Here is a 15,262-nt window from a genome sequence, read left to right on the forward strand (position 1 = left end):
TTTTTATCTTTGCGCCAAATAGGGCGAACTTTCTTATAAAAATGAATGGGCTGCGATGTTGAATAGCATAACGGGTAAAGAAAACCTGCCGAAAAATCCCGATAATCAGTTGGTCTTACTGATTTTCCCTGTGCTGCCAATTTTAATCTTCTCTTTTCTTTTTTACATCTACACACCCGCAGGCGTAAGCTGGAATGCGGAATGGATACCTGGCCTTGATATTAACTTCAGCTTTAGGTTAGATGGTCTGTCGTTCCTTTTTGCCGGGCTGATCAGCGGGATTGGCGCACTGATCCAAATATACGCTTTGGCTTACTTACGAGAGAGTGATAGCCGATTTTCCTTTCATTTATACCTAACCCTATTCATGCTTGCCATGCTAGGGATTGTGATGAGCGATAACATCCTATTGTTGTTCGTTTTCTGGGAACTCACCACCATCACTTCTTACTTGCTGATTGGTTTTAATCACGAAAACAAAACGTCACGAAAAAATGCACTGCAGTCGTTGATCGTTACAGGTGCTGGTGGATTAGCGTTGTTAGCTGGCCTTATCTTGTTGGGAGCAATGGCAGGGAGTTATGAGCTCAATACCATTATCGAGCAGGCAGACACTATTGCGCAGCATGAATGGTTTATCCCATCTCTAGTGCTCATACTATTCGGTGCATTTACTAAATCTGCGCAATTCCCGTTTCATTTTTGGCTACCTAACGCGATGGCAGCCCCCACTCCGGTCAGTGCGTATTTACACTCGGCAACAATGGTAAAGGCAGGCATTTACCTATTAGCACGTTTATCGCCAGTTTATGCCCACAGCGAGATCTGGTTTTATGCTTTAGTCATCACTGGGAGTATCACGGCCATTTGGTGCACATTTGTCGCATTAAAACAAACTGACTTGAAGCTGATGTTAGCCTACAGTACGAATGTTGCTTTGGGTAAATTAACATTATTACTAGGTATGGGCACAGATTTGGCCGTGAGTGCAGTATTGATGTTTATTCTCGCTCACTCTTTCTATAAAGCAGCGCTGTTTATGGTGGTGGGCAATATCGACAAAGCGACAGGAACACGAGATATTGATCAACTGTACGGCTTGAAGTCAGTGCTCGTCATCAGCATGGTTGCGGGGAGTTTGGCTGCATTGTCTAAAGCGGGATTCCCGCCGTTGTTAGGCTTTTTGAGCAAAGAATACATGTACAAATCCGCAGTAGAGCTCAATAACTGGATCGCCTTTGTACTTTTAATGGTCAATATATTGATGGTTGCGCTAACCATTATGCTTATTGCGAGACCATTCTTTGCTCACCGTGATCTCGTGCCAATTGAAACGAAGCCGATTGAGGCCCAAAAGGCTATGTGGGTTTCACCTTTACTCTTGGCACTTGGCAGTCTCATCGTTCCTTTAGTCGGTTTAAATTGGTTAGATCGCAATATCATTTTTCCGGGCTCTGCTGACATTCTGCCCACAGCTGCTCTTAAAGCGACATCATTATGGCATGGTGTGAATGTACCGCTGGTCCTAAGCGTTATCACGCTAGTATTGGGGTATGTGGTGTACCGTGTTTATCCTACTGTGTCTGCACTTTTTCAGCGGTTACATCTATTCGTCCCCAAAGCGGAGAATGTTTTTGAACGACTATTAGATGACATGATGACACTGGCGCAGTGGCAGACGGCGCTGTTGCAGCAAAAGAAGTTGAGTCGTTATGTCCTGCTATTTTTCGCGGTACTCGCCGTCGCTTTACTTGGTCAGGTAGCATTTATTCCTCTGCCTTTGTTTGAACAGCTTTCAAACGTGGCTTTCTATGAGATTGGCATTGCCTTATTGCTGATTGGTGCAGCGATCGTATGTACGTTGTCTCACTCAAGGCTTCTTGCGATTTCTGCGCTAGGTATGATTGGTTTTATGACCACGCTTGTTTTTATGATCTACAGTGCTCCGGACGTCGCGAAGACTCTACTGTTAGTGGAAACATTAATGGTGGTCTTTTTAGCATTGTTAATGCGTCATATGCCGCGTTTAACCACCGTGCCCAAGCATTCAATAAAACGTAAATTGGCGAATGTTTGTATAGCGGGCGTGATAGGTGTTTCGATTACTTTCCTCTTGTTAGGAATCACGTCCCAGCCGATGGATTCATCGGTGTCGGATTTCTTTGCGGAAAATAGTGTCCCAGGCGGGCATGGGCGCAATATTGTCAACGTCATTCTCGTCGACTTTCGTGCGTTTGATACATTGGGAGAGGTTGTCGTCGTTGTCATTGCTGGGATTGCAGCAGTGAGCTTGCTTAAGACAAGAGCGAAAAAGCAAAACCGTATTCAATCATTAATTTTTGCAACCACGGCACATATCGTCGCGGCGCTCATGCTCGTGTTCTCAGTGTATCTGTTATTACGTGGTCATAACGAACCGGGTGGTGGCTTCATTGGTGCATTGATTGCCGTTATTGGCTTATCGCTTCTCATGTTCGCGGAGTCACCGAAATACGTTCGTTCTAGATTGTATTTCAAGCCGTTTTTCATTGCGTTATCTGGCATTGCATTGAGCTTGATATCAGGAGCTTTGAGCTTTGCGTTTGATAAACCGTTTTTAACCGGGTTGTGGTGGAAAGATGTGATACCACTGGGTACGCCGTTGGTTTTTGATGTTGGTGTTTATCTTGCCGTTATAGGTGGCGTGATGGGGATGCTGCTTCGTATTAATGAGGAGCTAGAGTGATGGAAATAGTCTGGAGTGTTGTCGTTGGAGTATTTGTCGCCGCAGGTGTTTATTTAATGCTTGAAAAACATATCTTGCGTCTTTTGTTCGGTATCATGTTACTCAGCAGTGCGGTTAACCTTGCTATTTTTACAGTGGGAAGGCTGACTCCTGGAGAGCCGCCATTGATTGGCGATAATGCACTTTTTCCACCAGATGGCGCGGCAAACCCATTACCTCAAGCGCTGATTTTAACCGCGATAGTCATCGGCTTTGGGCTACTTATTTTTGCTTTAATGTTGTTCTATCGAGCTTATAAAGATTCTGGAACCGCAGACGTCGATGAAATGCAACGTTCTGAGGAGGGTCAATGAGTTCGATTTTACTGACGTTACCTGTTGTTCTTTCATTGAGTACGGCGCTGACCATTTTCTTTGTACGTCGCTCAACAAAAAGTGCTGAGTGGTTAAGTGGCGCGAGTGCGATGTTGAACCTTGTTGTCGCAGGACTTCTCACAGAAAACATCATAAGTAATGGTATTCAAGCCGTTGCTTTTGGCCAGTGGCAAGCACCGTTTGGTATCGTCTTTGTCGCAGATTACTTCAGCGTTGCCATGGTGATGATTACCGCAGTGATTGGTGCGATATGTGTTTTCTATGCCATGGCGGACCTTCACCGAAAACCTTCCTATAGCAATTACCATGCGTTGACGCACGTGTTGCTTGCTGGTGTTTATGGCGCGTTCCTCACCGGAGATATTTTTAATCTGTATGTTTGGTTCGAGGTCATGCTCATCGCGTCATTTGGTTTAATGGTATTAGATGCAACGAAAACTCAAATTGATGGGGCAGTGAAGTATGTAATGTTGAACCTGATTTCGACGCTAGTGTTCTTACTTGCCATCGGTTTGTTGTATGGCGCAACTGGCACCTTGAACTTGGCCGATCTCTATACCAAAGCGGGAGAGAGCGAATTGAGCATCAACATGATGTTGTCCGCCTTGTTTTTGTTTGCCTTTTCTATCAAAGCGGCACTATTTCCTTTATTTGCTTGGTTGCCAGCTTCTTATCACACCTTACCAAGTGGTGTGGTTGCGCTGTTTGCTGCGTTGCTTACTAAAGTCGGCGTATACGCGTTAATACGAGTCTTCACATTAGTATTTCCGCTCGCCGAGAGTGGTTGGCAGCCGACGTTGATTTGGATTGCTGGCCTCACTATGTTAACGGGCGTTTTGGGGGCGGCAAGTCAATTCGACATTAAGAAAATTCTTTCTTTTCACATTATTAGCCAAATAGGTTACATGATAATGGGATTAGCGATTTACACTCCTTTAGCTTTGGCTGGCGCTATTTTCTACATTGTTCATCACATCATTGTAAAAGCGAATTTGTTCTTAATCGGTGGCTTTATTGAGCGCAAATATGGCTCTAGTCAACTTGAACATTTGGGCGGGGTATATAAAGCAATGCCTTGGTTAGCGTTCTTGTTTCTTGTCCCTGCGTTTTCTCTGGCAGGATTTCCGCCGCTCTCTGGTTTCTGGGGCAAATTTTTGGTGATCAAATCGAGTTTACAGGCTGAATATTACTGGTTAGCCGGTACCGCGCTATTGGTGGGGCTGCTTACCGTCTACTCGATGACGAAAATTTGGAGTGAGGCATTCTGGAAAAAGCCGGTTAGGGAGAAAACAGAACAGACTCTGCAAGTCAAAGTACATTGGTTGTATTTCGTTCCAATTGCCGTATTGACCATGTTCACGTTGATCATAGGCTTGGTGGCGGAGCCTTTTTATCAGTTTTCTGTTCAAGCCGCTGAACAACTGTTAAATCCGAATGAATACATTCGAGCGGTATTGGGAGGAAATTTATGATCTATCTATTCCTCAATCTTTTCTTAGCATTAGCATGGATGATGTTAAACGGCAGTTATTCGAGTTTGAATTTTATTGTCGGATTTACGGTCGGTTTTTTTGCCTTACGGTTGAGCCAACCATTTGGATTAAAAACCAGCTACTTTCGACGTTTTGCGTCGGCATTAAAGTTACTGGTGTACTTCGCTTATGAAATGATCATATCGGTTGCAAGAGTCGTGTGGGATGTTGTGACGCCAACGCATTTGAGCCAGCCAGATATCGTCTATGTCCCTTTGGACGTCGATTCCGACCTTGAAATCACCTTACTTGCGAATATGGTTTCGTTAACACCGGGCACACTCAGTTTGGACGTTACGCCTGATAAAAAGCATCTTATCGTTCATGCCATGTTTGCTCCTGAGCATGAAGAAGTTATTCGTGGAATTAAAAACGGATTAGAGCATCGAATTTTGGAGGTGACGCGTGGATAGTTGGCTGCAAATAAGTGTCACTTTTGCCTATGCAGGGCTATTACTCAGTTTTGTTATGGCTTTCTTCCGTTTAATTTTAGGACCAACGCTGGCTGACCGAGTTGTGGCGTTAGATTTGATTTCATTTATCACCATCGGTTTTATTACGGTTTACACCTTAGACAGTGGTGAGGATGCCTTGTTAGATATCGCCATTACATTAGGTTTGGTCGCATTTCTTGGCACAATCGCATTTGCGCGTTTGATCGTTAAAAGGAAGGAGAGAGAATAATGGATGTGTTGATTGGGCTGTTTTTATGTTTAGGGACGTTATTGATCCTAAGCGCTAGTTTAGGTGTGTTGCGGTTACCAGATCTATACACCCGAATGCATGCCGCAACCAAAGCCGGTACCGTTGGAGTTAGTTGCTTACTACTAGCGGTTGCCTTCTCACTCCCTGAAGTTACTGTGATCTCTCGGGTTATCGGTACGATGTTGTTTATCGTTCTCACTGCGCCAGTTGCCTCCCACCTACTCGGAAGAGCAATGCGAGAGGTCGGATATAAGATTTGGCGCAATGATTAACCATTAGCGTCGAATAGTACTACGTCCTAGTTGAAATAAACTCGAAGCTGTATTGATGAAGTCGGAAGTAATTGACGGTATATTCAAATGCACGACCATCTTCTAGGTAACCAGTGGACTCAACTTTTAGAATAGGGGAAGCTTCTGATTCATTCAGGTATGAGGCCGTCTCTGCATCTAACAAATACGGTTTGACAGACTGACTGCTTTTCGCAATTTTCAATCCTTTGCTATTTTCAATGTACTCATATTTAGAACCATTCATTATGGCTATGCTCAAGTCTGGAAATAACACTGCTGGCATATGAGTGACTTCGTAAATTTCAGGCTCATCATTAATACATCTGAGTCTATGTATTTCATATGTATCATCATTGGGCGAGAGATTTAACTGCTTAGCAACCTGCTCATTCGGCTTTTTAAGTTCGAACTTTATGACTTGAGAGCTAGGAGTTTTCCCCTGTTTACTGACTTCCTCGATAAAACCCAGCAAATGTAAGGCATCATGTTGGGCTTTTAGATCGTTTACATAAGTTCCACTACCTCTTGTCCGACTAATTAAATTATTGTCGACCAGAATTTGTAAGCTTTTTCTGATGGTTACGCGGCTTACGGAAAACTCTTCTTGCAAATCACTCTCTTTTGGAAGCATCGATTTAGGTTGTAGTTCCCCATCTTTGATCTTTTTTTCTAATCGTTCCGCAATGTCTATGTATTTGGGTTTCATAATACCTCGCTAAGTCTTGGATCATGATAGCAAGAATGTGATCTGAGATGTAGTTAATACTTTTCCTTAGGATCTTTGTGTGATTTTTATCTCGTATCTTTGTGCTTACACTTTAAAAGTATCATAAAAGTATTAATACTTATTTTATACATTTTCAGGGTAAACATTTGAGGTAGCGAAATGAAACGTCAAAAATTAACGATTGTTGGTGCTGGCAGTACATACACACTTGGTATGATGAACAGCCTTATTGCCGAAAAAGATAACTTTCCACTCGCAAAAGTCGTGTTTTACGACATAGATGCAAAACGCCAAGAGTCGAATGCATTAGCTACTGAAATTCTATTGCGAGAACACTATCCAGAAGTTGAAGAGTTTGTTTATACAACGGATAAATCTGTCGCATTCGCAGATTCGGACTTTTTCTTTATCCAGATCCGCACTGGTGGGTTGGCCATGCGCGAGCGCGATGAACAAATCCCGCTATCCAACTCTTGTGTTGGGCAAGAGACATGTGGCGCGGGAGGAATGGCATATGGACTTCGCTCTATCGGCGACATAATCCAGCTAGTGAACGAGATCCGACGAACGTGTCCAGATGCGTGGATTCTTAATTACACCAACCCGGCGGCAATTGTCGCTGAAGCTTTAAATCGTGAATTTCCGCATGATAAGCGAATTCTAAATATCTGTGATATGCCAGCAGCGATTATGGTCAGCTATGCGCAATTGTTAGGGTGTGAAATTTGGGACTTTGTTCCTGAATACTTTGGGCTTAATCACTATGGCTGGTTTACCAAAATTCGTAACAAACAGGGTTATGACTTAACGGATAAAATTAAAAATATCATCTTAAAAGAAGGGATCAGTGCGGTTGATGCGGAAATAGCGGATGACCCATCGTGGCAAGCCACATTCAAAAACATGAGAACGATGCTTGCTGATAATCCAGAGTTTTTGCCGAATACGTATCTTCAATACTATTTGTACCCTGAAAAAATGGTGGCGAAAGAGGATATCAACAATACTCGCGCAAGGCAGGTAATTAACGGCCGTGAGAAGCGAGTGTTCGAATTGAACGCAAGAATAATTGAAGCGGGCACCACGAAGCACGAAACACTGCATGCCGATATCCATGGTCGATACATGGTGAGAGTCGCGGCTTCGCTAGCCTACAACTTGAGCGATGTATATCTCGTCATCGTACCGAATAATGGTGCTATTACAAACTTACAAAATGACGCTATGGTAGAAGTTCCTGCAGCGCTAACTAGTGATGGACCGAAAGCTTTTACTGTAGGAAAAATCCCAACTTTCCAAAAAGCCATGATTGAGAGCCAACTTGGTTACGAGAAATTAGTCGTGGATGCTTGGTACGAAGGAAGTCAGCAAAAGCTGATTAATGCACTCACACTTAACCGTACCGTGGTTAATGTGCCAAAAGCTAAAGAAATAACAAAACAATTACTAGAAGAAAATAAAGCCTACCTTCCTCAATTTTTTCAATAACAACTGGACGTTCGGGGCCTACTTGTAGGCTCCGTGAATGAAACAAGAGGTTTATATGAAAGACATTATTCAAAGGTTCGGGGCCGCGATGTTTGTTCCCGTTCTATTATTTCCAGCAGCGGGCATGTTATTGGGTTTCTCCGTTGTGCTGTTAAATCAAGAAGTGTTTCCTTGGGCACTGGAGGGGAGTGCTTGGGTTAAAGTCTCGACGATCATTTTACAGGCATCACTCGCCGTATTTAAAAATATGGCACTTATTTTTGCCGTTGGGTTACCTATCGCTTTAGCTAAAAAAGCATCTGGTCGCGCTGTACTTGCAACACTCGTTTCCTACATTACGTTTAACTACGTTATTGGTGGAATCCTTCAATTTTGGGGACCAGAACTGGGCGTTAACTATACGGAAGGTGAGCGAGGTTTGACTGAAGTTGGTGGCATTCTAACGCTTGATACAAACTTGCTAGGTGCCATTTTAATTGCAAGTCTTTCTGTTTGGGTTCACAACCGATTCTTTGATAAAAAGCTACCGGATTGGGCGGCTGTATTTGGCGGAACGCCATTGGTTGTGATCATTAGTTTCCCAATTATGGTCGTGATGGCAATTCTAACTTGTTTGACTTGGCCAAGTATTCAGCATGGTATTAACAATCTGCAATCATTTTTGGTTTCTGCTGGATCTTTAGGGGTATGGCTATTTACGTTTTTAGAGCGAATCATGATACCAACGGGGTTGCATCATTTCGTATATGGTCCCGTTTTTTATGGGCCAGTTGCAGTCGATGGCGGGACGGTTGCCTATTGGATTCAAAATATACAGACATTCGCCCAGAGCTCGGAAAGTTTAACGACACAATTTCCCCAAGGTGGTTTGATGTTGACGGGAATGGGTAAAGTGTTTGGTTGTACGGGTATCGCACTAGCACTTTATTCAGTTGCGAAAAAAGAAAATAAAAAGATGGTGATGGGGTTAGTGCTCGGAGCCGCAATCACAGCAATTCTTACAGGGATCACTGAACCAATAGAGTTTACATTCTTATTTATCGCACCTGCGCTGTTTGCTTTGCATGCGTTGTTATCTGCGACAATGGCAACGATCGCCTTTATGTTTGGTGTTTCCGGTAACTTTCAGACTGGCTTGATAGACTTTATTTTCCAAAACTGGTTGCCTTTGGCTGGTAACCATGCGGGAACATACGTGATTCAGATTATTATTGGTCTCATGTTTACTGGTGTTTACTTTGTGACGTTTCGCGCGCTTATTTTAAAATACAACATACTTACTCCGGGACGTGAAGGTGCAGATAGTAAGTTGTATTCCAAAACTGACTACAAAGAAGCGAAAGCGGTCCACAACAGTAGCGCAAGTCCGTCACAAGCTAGTGCCTTTATTGAAGGTTTGGGTGGAAAAGAAAACATTGAATTGTTAACTAATTGCGCGACGCGTCTGCGTGTTAAAGTTAAAGATGTCTCCCTTGTAAAGGAGAACGCATTTTTCACACAGCACGGAGCGGTGAATATTGTTAGAAATCAAGAGAGCCTTCAAATCATCGTTGGTTTAACGGTGCCACAAGTTCGCGAAGATATGAGCCAACTGATAAAAGCTTAACCCCCAAACTAATGCTCCAGCTCATATGGTTCAAAGGTGAGATAGAATTATCTCACCTTTTTTGTGTACATGAAGCATATTTCGCTCAGTTTCCACAAAAGTGGGGAGGAGTTATCGAGCGAGCTAAAAATACAGTTAGGTTATACCCGTCTGTATTGTTGGAAGACTTGTTGGGTCTCTAAGTGACAGTGGCGCCTTCTATGTTGAAAAGCGTTTTAATTTCTTCCAGCACTTCAGGGTTAGCAATAGCACCAATATTTTTTACAGCTTGCCCGTTCACCAATTGTTTCACGGCTAGTTCAACCAGTTTGCCTGATCGCGTTTTAGGAATATCACTGATAGCAAAAATTTGGCGTGGCACATGGCGTGGTGAACATTTTGATTTTAGTGTTTGGCGAATTGAATCGGTGAGTTGTTGGGTTAACTCGACCTCGTGAGCGAGTTTTACTAGTAACCAGATTTCTTCAGACTGCTGGTTTAACTTGCCGACGGCGATGGAGTCCTCGACCTCGGGTAACGCGTTCACTTGCTGATAGATCTCAGCGGTGCCGATTCGTACGCCGCCTGGATTCAATGTCGCATCGCTACGACCATAAAAAATAAAGCCGCCATGTTCGGTTTGCATCACATCGTCGCCGTGGTGCCAGATATCAGTAAACTTGCTCCAATAAGCGTTGTGATAGCGTTCGCCGTTGTCGTGCCAAAACCCAATAGGGAAGTTAGGTAGTGAGTTATTGCAAGTCAGTTCGCCGCGTTGCTGTGTAATGGTTTTTCCCTCGTCGTCCAAAACACGCACGTCGATTCCCAGCCCTGCGCCTTGGCATTCACCTTTGTAAACTGGTGAGATAGGGTTTCCAAGTACAAAGCACCCGCAAATATCCGTGCCGCCAGCGATAGAAGCGAGATGCAAGTCCTGCTTGATGTGCTGATAGACATAATTAAATTGTTCTGGGTAAAGCACCGAACCAGTCGAACACAGGGTTGTGAGTGATTTCAGGTCATGTTCTGACTTGGGAGAGTAGCTCGCATGCTCCAGTGCCTCTAAGTATTTCGCTGAAGTACCAAACAGCGACACGCTATGTTCTTCTGCTAATCGCCATAAGACGGAGTGATCAGGGTAAACCGGACTACCATCGTAAATCACTAAGGTTGCACCACTCGCAAGAGCGGAAACATGCCAGTTCCACATCATCCAACCACATGTTGTGTAGTAGAAAACCTTGTCTTGTGGTTTGATATCGCAATGTAGTTGGTGTTCTTTGAGGTGATTGAGCAGGGTTCCGCCCACGGAATGGACAATACACTTTGGTTGCCCCGTTGTGCCAGAAGAATACAAAATGAATAACGGGTCATTAAACAGTGTTGATTGATATTGAACTGGTTTTGGAGAAAAGTGGTGAGTAATATCAGACCAATACACAAAGTCAGAAGTGCTAGCATTCTTAGCATTTTGTAAATATTCGATTTGGCATACGCTAATAGTAGCGTCTTCGGAGCTACTGCTTAACTTACTACTAAGAGTGGTGTTTTTGTCCGTCATATCGAAAGCTTTGCCTCCGAACTGGTAGCCATCACAGCAAAAAAGAACTTTCGGTTTGACCTGACCAAAACGCTCTACGACGCTATCGATACCAAAATCAGGAGAGGTTGAAGTCCAAATGGCGCCAAGGCTGGTAGTAGCCAACATGGCTATAACGGTTTCTGGAAGGTAGGGCAAATAACCCGCAACGACATCGCCTTTGCCAACACCACAAGTGGTTAGCCATTGCTGAATGACAGACACTTGTTCGAGCAACTGTGTACCAGTGAGCTGCTTTTGTTCACCGCGTTCATTAGTAAAAACGATAAACTCACGCTCAGGTGTTTGTTCGGCCTGAGAGAGGAGATTCTCTGCGTAGTTAAGCGTGGCGTCAGCAAACCATACGGTGTCCCTATTGACATGGCTCTGAGTAGAATCTGTCTGTGTCCACTTGGGAGCACCAAGGCTTTTGACTTGCGAGCCAATATTTCCAATGACGTTACAGAAATGCCAGGTATGTCGCCAAAATTCGTCATGGTGGTCAATGGACCACTGGTGTAAAGACGTGTAATTATTGATTGAGATATCTTCGGTTTGGTGCGCATTAACCGTCTCGATAAATCGTAGCAAGTTGCTATTGCTGATGCGCTCAGCAGATGGTGACCAAATAGGTGCAGAATTTTGCATAGGTCCCTCTAATTTCAATTCTTTTTGAATATGACCAAAACAAAATAAAGGGGCGAACATAGCAGTGTTCGCCCCTTATCTGATTGTTTAAAGTTGTTCGGCAAGCTGAGGTAGTACCTCAAATAAATCACCAACCAATCCATAGTCGGCAACTTCAAAGATAGGAGATTCAGGATCTTTGTTGATCGCGACAATCACTTTGGATTCCTTCATCCCTGCAAGGTGCTGGATGGCACCGGAGATCCCAACTGCAATATAAAGCTTAGGCGCAACGATTTTACCGGTTTGACCCACTTGTAAATCGTTGGCAACAAACCCTGCATCAACCGCCGCGCGAGAAGCGCCAATGGCAGCACCTAGTTTATCGGCAACTTGTTCGATCAACGCGAAGTTCTCTTTGCTACCGACCCCGCGTCCACCTGACACAACCACCTCTGCCGCGCTTAATTCAGGACGCTCTGACACGGTTTTATCGACAGAAACCAATTCAACCAATGGCTCTGAGATAGTGACCTGCTGATGCTCGATATCAGCTTGGTTGTGACAAGTAACCGGCTCAAACGCAGACGCGCGCAAGGTGACGACGCGAACCTTGTCGCTGGTGGTCACTTTGGCAAATGCATTCCCTGCGTAAATAGGGCGAATAAAGGTGTTTTCATCGATAACTTGGACAATATCGGAGATTTGCCCAACGCCGAACTTCGCTGCAATTCGCGGTGCAAGATCTTTCCCTTTTGATGATGAGCTAGCCCAGATTGCGTCAAAACCTTCAGCAATACTCACTACAATAGGTGCGATACTCTCGGCAAATTGATGCTTGAGTTGCTCGTCATCGATACAAATAACGTTTGAAATACCATCAACCCGACTGGCTTGCTGAGCGACTTCTTCACACTGATAACCCACCACGAGTAGTACGTTATTTTGGCTGACCTCGCTTGCAGCATTGACCACTTTAAGTGTGTCTACGTGCAATTGGTTATTGTCATGTTCCGCTATGATTAAGTTCTTCATGAAATCACCTTCGCTTCGTTACGTAGCTTATCGAGAAGCTCTGAGACAGATTCGACCTTAATACCAGCTTTTCTTTGCGCTGGAGGTGTGACTTCTTGAATGGTTTGGCCAAATACCACTTCAACACCCAGACTGTCAGGTGTGATCGTATCTAGCGGTTTACGCTTGGCTTTCATGATATTAGGAAGAGAGGCAAAACGCGGTTCATTCAGACGCAAATCGGTGCTGATCACGGCAGGCAAATTCATCGCAACCGTCAGCAAGCCACCATCAACTTCTCTGACAACCTGCACTTTTTGATCTTCAATCTTCACGTCGGAAGCGAAAGTCGCTTGAGGCCAGTCAAGTAGGGCTGCCAACATCTGAGCTACTTGGTTGTTGTCGGTATCAATCGACTGTTTACCCGTAATCACGAGCTGTGCTTGTTCTTGCTCGACCAGAGCTTTAAGCAGCTTAGCGACGACTAATGGCTCTATTTTGTCTTCGGTATCGACATGAATAGCGCGATCGGCACCTAAAGCAAGCGCGGTACGCAGTTGTTCCTGACATTGGCTACCGCCAGCACTGACAACGATGACTTCATCTGCAACTCCTTGCTCTTTTAGTCGTACGGCTTCTTCAACGGCTATTTCGCAAAATGGGTTAATCGTCATCTTGACGTTATTGGTTTCAACATCGCTATGGTCCGCTTTCACGCGAACTTTAATGTAGGGATCAATGACCCTTTTTATTGGCACTAGTATTTTCACGTTAGATTCCTTTTTACAGTGAAGACTATGTGTTTACAGGGAAGACGATGTGATGACGTCTTTAAAATGATGTTAATTTACCTTTACGTTTGCGTCAACTTTAAATATATTGTTGATTAACAAGTTGGCAACATGCAAAGAAAAAGGAATGCAATCATGGAAAGAGACTGCATGGAATTTGATGTTCTGATTGTGGGCGCTGGCCCTGCAGGCTTGTCTGCGGCATGCCGAATTAAACAGTTAGCCGCAGAGAAAGAACAAGATCTATCAGTTTGCGTGGTAGAAAAAGGCTCTGAAGTTGGGGCACATATTTTATCGGGTGCGGTGTTTGAAACGCGAAGTTTGGATGAACTGTTTCCAGATTGGCAGGAGAAAGGCGCACCGCTCAATACCAAAGTAAACCAAGATAAAACCTACTATCTGGGCAACGAAATCAATGGTCATGAACTGCCTTCTTGGGCAGTGCCTAGTACGTTGCACAATGATGGAAATTACATTATCAGCTTGGGCAATCTATGCCGATGGATGGCGTTGCAGGCCGAGAACTTAGGGGTGGAGATCTACCCAGGTTTTACTGCCAGCCAAGCGATCATCGATGAAGACAACCGCGTTTGTGGCGTGATCACGGGCGATATGGGGTTAGACAAAAATGGTGAACAAAAAGGAAATTACGAACCTGGTATTGAACTGCGAGCGAAGTTTACTTTATTTGCTGAAGGCGCACGGGGGCATATTGGTAAGCAATTGATTAACCGATTTAATCTTGCTGAAGAGAAAACGCCTCAGCATTACGCTATCGGTTTTAAAGAGCTGTGGGAAATACCACCAGAGCAGCATCAACAAGGGTTAGTGGTTCACGGCTTAGGATGGCCGTTAGCGAACGAAGCCACAGGTGGCAGTTACCTCTACCATTTAGAGGGAAACCAAGTTGCCGTCGGGTTGATTGTTGACTTGAATTATAAGAACCCGCACTTGAGTCCATTTGATGAGTTTCAACGTTTTAAACATCACCCGTTGATTGAGCAATACCTCAAAAATGGTAAACGCATTAGTTATGGCGCAAGAGCGATCACCAAGGGCGGTTTCCATTCGCTTCCCACGCAACAGTTTGCTGGTGGCTTGTTGATTGGCTGTGATGCAGGAACGCTTAACGGCGCTAAAATCAAAGGCACGCACACCGCAATGAAATCTGGCATGCTTGCCGCCGAAGCAGTATGTGAAACCCTTGAGAGTCAGTCAGTTACTGCTGATTATCAAAAGCATTTCAAACAGTCTTGGCTGTATGAAGAGCTTTATCAAGCACGTAACTTCTCAAGTGGAATCCACCGCTTTGGATCGTGGCTGGGCGGTGGCTTAGCGCTGCTGGAACATAACGTGTTAAAAGGTAAAGCTAAGTGGCATATCCGCTGTGATAAGCCTGATCATCAGTCTCTGTTATTGGCGGAAAACAGCAATAAAATTGTCTATCCGAAGCCTGATGGCGTGTTAAGTTTCGATCGCCTCTCTTCTGTTTATCTATCCAATATCTTCCATGAGGAAGATCAACCATGCCACTTACGACTGGCGAACCAACGGATTCCTATTGAGCAGAACCTTGAATTATATGCAGAGCCAGCACAGCGCTATTGTCCGGCTGGCGTGTATGAAATCGTACAGGGGGAGGAGCAGCCAGAGCTGCAAATAAATGCGGCGAACTGTATCCACTGTAAGACCTGCGACATCAAAGATCCAAGTCAAAATATTACCTGGACACCGCCGGAAGGTGGTGGTGGCCCTAACTATCCGAATATGTAGTCGTCTGAGAATAATTTTTATTAACAATTTATTTACTTAAAGTTTGCGT

At 44.3% G+C, this 15,262-nt stretch carries 13 protein-coding genes; 9 read left to right on the forward strand and 4 right to left on the reverse strand.

Translation table 11 applies throughout. The features are described from left to right. Nucleotides 1-55 precede the first annotated feature (55 nt). Genes mbhE through mnhG form a run of 6 tightly spaced genes read left to right on the forward strand, consistent with a single transcriptional unit; the run spans nucleotide 56 to nucleotide 5,608 of the window. A complete protein-coding gene (gene mbhE, locus D8S93_RS15430) occupies nucleotides 56-2,725 on the forward strand; it encodes a hydrogen gas-evolving membrane-bound hydrogenase subunit E (RefSeq protein WP_152814107.1) in 2,670 nt (889 codons plus the stop codon). Next, nucleotides 2,725-3,078 (forward strand): Na+/H+ antiporter subunit C, encoded by a 354-nt coding sequence (locus tag D8S93_RS15435; RefSeq protein ID WP_152814109.1) that lies wholly within the window; start codon nucleotides 2,725-2,727, stop codon nucleotides 3,076-3,078. Before mbhE ends, D8S93_RS15435 begins: the two co-directional genes overlap by 1 nt. Continuing rightward, the gene (locus D8S93_RS15440) at nucleotides 3,075-4,571 is read left to right on the forward strand and encodes a Na+/H+ antiporter subunit D (protein ID WP_152814111.1); all 1,497 of its coding nucleotides are present in this window, start codon (nucleotides 3,075-3,077) and stop codon (nucleotides 4,569-4,571) included. Before D8S93_RS15435 ends, D8S93_RS15440 begins: the two co-directional genes overlap by 4 nt. Then, nucleotides 4,568-5,044 (forward strand): Na+/H+ antiporter subunit E, encoded by a 477-nt coding sequence (locus D8S93_RS15445; protein WP_005392607.1) that lies wholly within the window; start codon nucleotides 4,568-4,570, stop codon nucleotides 5,042-5,044. The genes D8S93_RS15440 and D8S93_RS15445 overlap by 4 nt, the downstream gene beginning before the upstream one ends. Next, a complete protein-coding gene (locus tag D8S93_RS15450; RefSeq protein WP_046875930.1) occupies nucleotides 5,037-5,315 on the forward strand; it encodes a cation:proton antiporter in 279 nt (92 codons plus the stop codon). Before D8S93_RS15445 ends, D8S93_RS15450 begins: the two co-directional genes overlap by 8 nt. Next, a complete protein-coding gene (mnhG, locus tag D8S93_RS15455) occupies nucleotides 5,315-5,608 on the forward strand; it encodes a monovalent cation/H(+) antiporter subunit G (RefSeq protein ID WP_005392605.1) in 294 nt (97 codons plus the stop codon). The genes D8S93_RS15450 and mnhG overlap by 1 nt, the downstream gene beginning before the upstream one ends. 19 nt (nucleotides 5,609-5,627) lie before the next feature. Here mnhG and D8S93_RS15460 read toward each other — a convergent pair whose 3' ends face one another. After that, a complete protein-coding gene (locus tag D8S93_RS15460) occupies nucleotides 5,628-6,335 on the reverse strand; it encodes a GntR family transcriptional regulator (protein WP_005373312.1) in 708 nt (235 codons plus the stop codon). A 180-nt stretch (nucleotides 6,336-6,515) separates the two neighbouring features. Here D8S93_RS15460 and D8S93_RS15465 point away from each other — a divergent pair, with 180 nt between their 5' ends. Both D8S93_RS15465 and D8S93_RS15470 read left to right on the forward strand, forming a co-directional pair. Next, nucleotides 6,516-7,844 (forward strand): 6-phospho-alpha-glucosidase, encoded by a 1,329-nt coding sequence (locus D8S93_RS15465; RefSeq protein ID WP_152814113.1) that lies wholly within the window; start codon nucleotides 6,516-6,518, stop codon nucleotides 7,842-7,844. Nucleotides 7,845-7,899: 55 nt separating this feature from the next. Next, nucleotides 7,900-9,450, forward strand: coding sequence for an alpha-glucoside-specific PTS transporter subunit IIBC (locus tag D8S93_RS15470; protein ID WP_074190707.1), 1,551 nt, complete (start codon nucleotides 7,900-7,902; stop codon nucleotides 9,448-9,450). Nucleotides 9,451-9,628: 178 nt separating this feature from the next. Here D8S93_RS15470 and D8S93_RS15475 read toward each other — a convergent pair whose 3' ends face one another. The 3 genes from D8S93_RS15475 to D8S93_RS15485 all read right to left on the reverse strand — a co-directional run bounded on the left by D8S93_RS15475 (nucleotide 9,629) and on the right by D8S93_RS15485 (nucleotide 13,419). Beyond that, nucleotides 9,629-11,656, reverse strand: a complete 2,028-nt coding sequence (locus tag D8S93_RS15475) for an acetoacetate--CoA ligase (protein ID WP_152814116.1) — start codon at nucleotides 11,654-11,656, stop codon at nucleotides 9,629-9,631. 87 nt (nucleotides 11,657-11,743) lie between these two features. Next, the gene (locus D8S93_RS15480; RefSeq protein WP_152814118.1) at nucleotides 11,744-12,670 is read right to left on the reverse strand and encodes an electron transfer flavoprotein subunit alpha/FixB family protein; all 927 of its coding nucleotides are present in this window, start codon (nucleotides 12,668-12,670) and stop codon (nucleotides 11,744-11,746) included. Beyond that, nucleotides 12,667-13,419, reverse strand: a complete 753-nt coding sequence (locus tag D8S93_RS15485) for an electron transfer flavoprotein subunit beta/FixA family protein (RefSeq protein WP_319803014.1) — start codon at nucleotides 13,417-13,419, stop codon at nucleotides 12,667-12,669. Before D8S93_RS15485 ends, D8S93_RS15480 begins: the two co-directional genes overlap by 4 nt. A gap of 156 nt (nucleotides 13,420-13,575) precedes the next feature. Between D8S93_RS15485 and D8S93_RS15490 the strand changes: the two genes are divergently transcribed. Further along, nucleotides 13,576-15,213, forward strand: coding sequence for an electron transfer flavoprotein-ubiquinone oxidoreductase (locus D8S93_RS15490; RefSeq protein ID WP_152814120.1), 1,638 nt, complete (start codon nucleotides 13,576-13,578; stop codon nucleotides 15,211-15,213). Nucleotides 15,214-15,262: the final 49 nt, after the last annotated feature.

It is taken from the genome of Vibrio sp. VGrn 2, from assembly GCF_009361695.1.
Taxonomy (GTDB): domain Bacteria; phylum Pseudomonadota; class Gammaproteobacteria; order Enterobacterales; family Vibrionaceae; genus Vibrio; species Vibrio diabolicus.

Bases quoted from the DNA above. Each gene is read 5' to 3' on its own strand.
- D8S93_RS15475 (WP_152814116.1), bottom strand. From the start codon at position 11,656: ATGCAAAATTCTGCACCTATTTGGTCACCATCTGCTGAGCGCATCAGC.
- D8S93_RS15460 (WP_005373312.1), bottom strand. From the start codon at position 6,335: ATGAAACCCAAATACATAGACATTGCGGAACGATTAGAAAAAAAGATC.
- D8S93_RS15465 (WP_152814113.1), top strand. From the start codon at position 6,516: ATGAAACGTCAAAAATTAACGATTGTTGGTGCTGGCAGTACATACACA.
- mnhG (WP_005392605.1), top strand. From the start codon at position 5,315: ATGGATGTGTTGATTGGGCTGTTTTTATGTTTAGGGACGTTATTGATC.
- D8S93_RS15480 (WP_152814118.1), bottom strand. From the start codon at position 12,670: ATGAAGAACTTAATCATAGCGGAACATGACAATAACCAATTGCACGTA.
- D8S93_RS15470 (WP_074190707.1), top strand. From the start codon at position 7,900: ATGAAAGACATTATTCAAAGGTTCGGGGCCGCGATGTTTGTTCCCGTT.
- D8S93_RS15445 (WP_005392607.1), top strand. From the start codon at position 4,568: ATGATCTATCTATTCCTCAATCTTTTCTTAGCATTAGCATGGATGATG.
- D8S93_RS15490 (WP_152814120.1), top strand. From the start codon at position 13,576: ATGGAAAGAGACTGCATGGAATTTGATGTTCTGATTGTGGGCGCTGGC.
- D8S93_RS15440 (WP_152814111.1), top strand. From the start codon at position 3,075: ATGAGTTCGATTTTACTGACGTTACCTGTTGTTCTTTCATTGAGTACG.
- D8S93_RS15435 (WP_152814109.1), top strand. From the start codon at position 2,725: ATGGAAATAGTCTGGAGTGTTGTCGTTGGAGTATTTGTCGCCGCAGGT.
- mbhE (WP_152814107.1), top strand. From the start codon at position 56: ATGTTGAATAGCATAACGGGTAAAGAAAACCTGCCGAAAAATCCCGAT.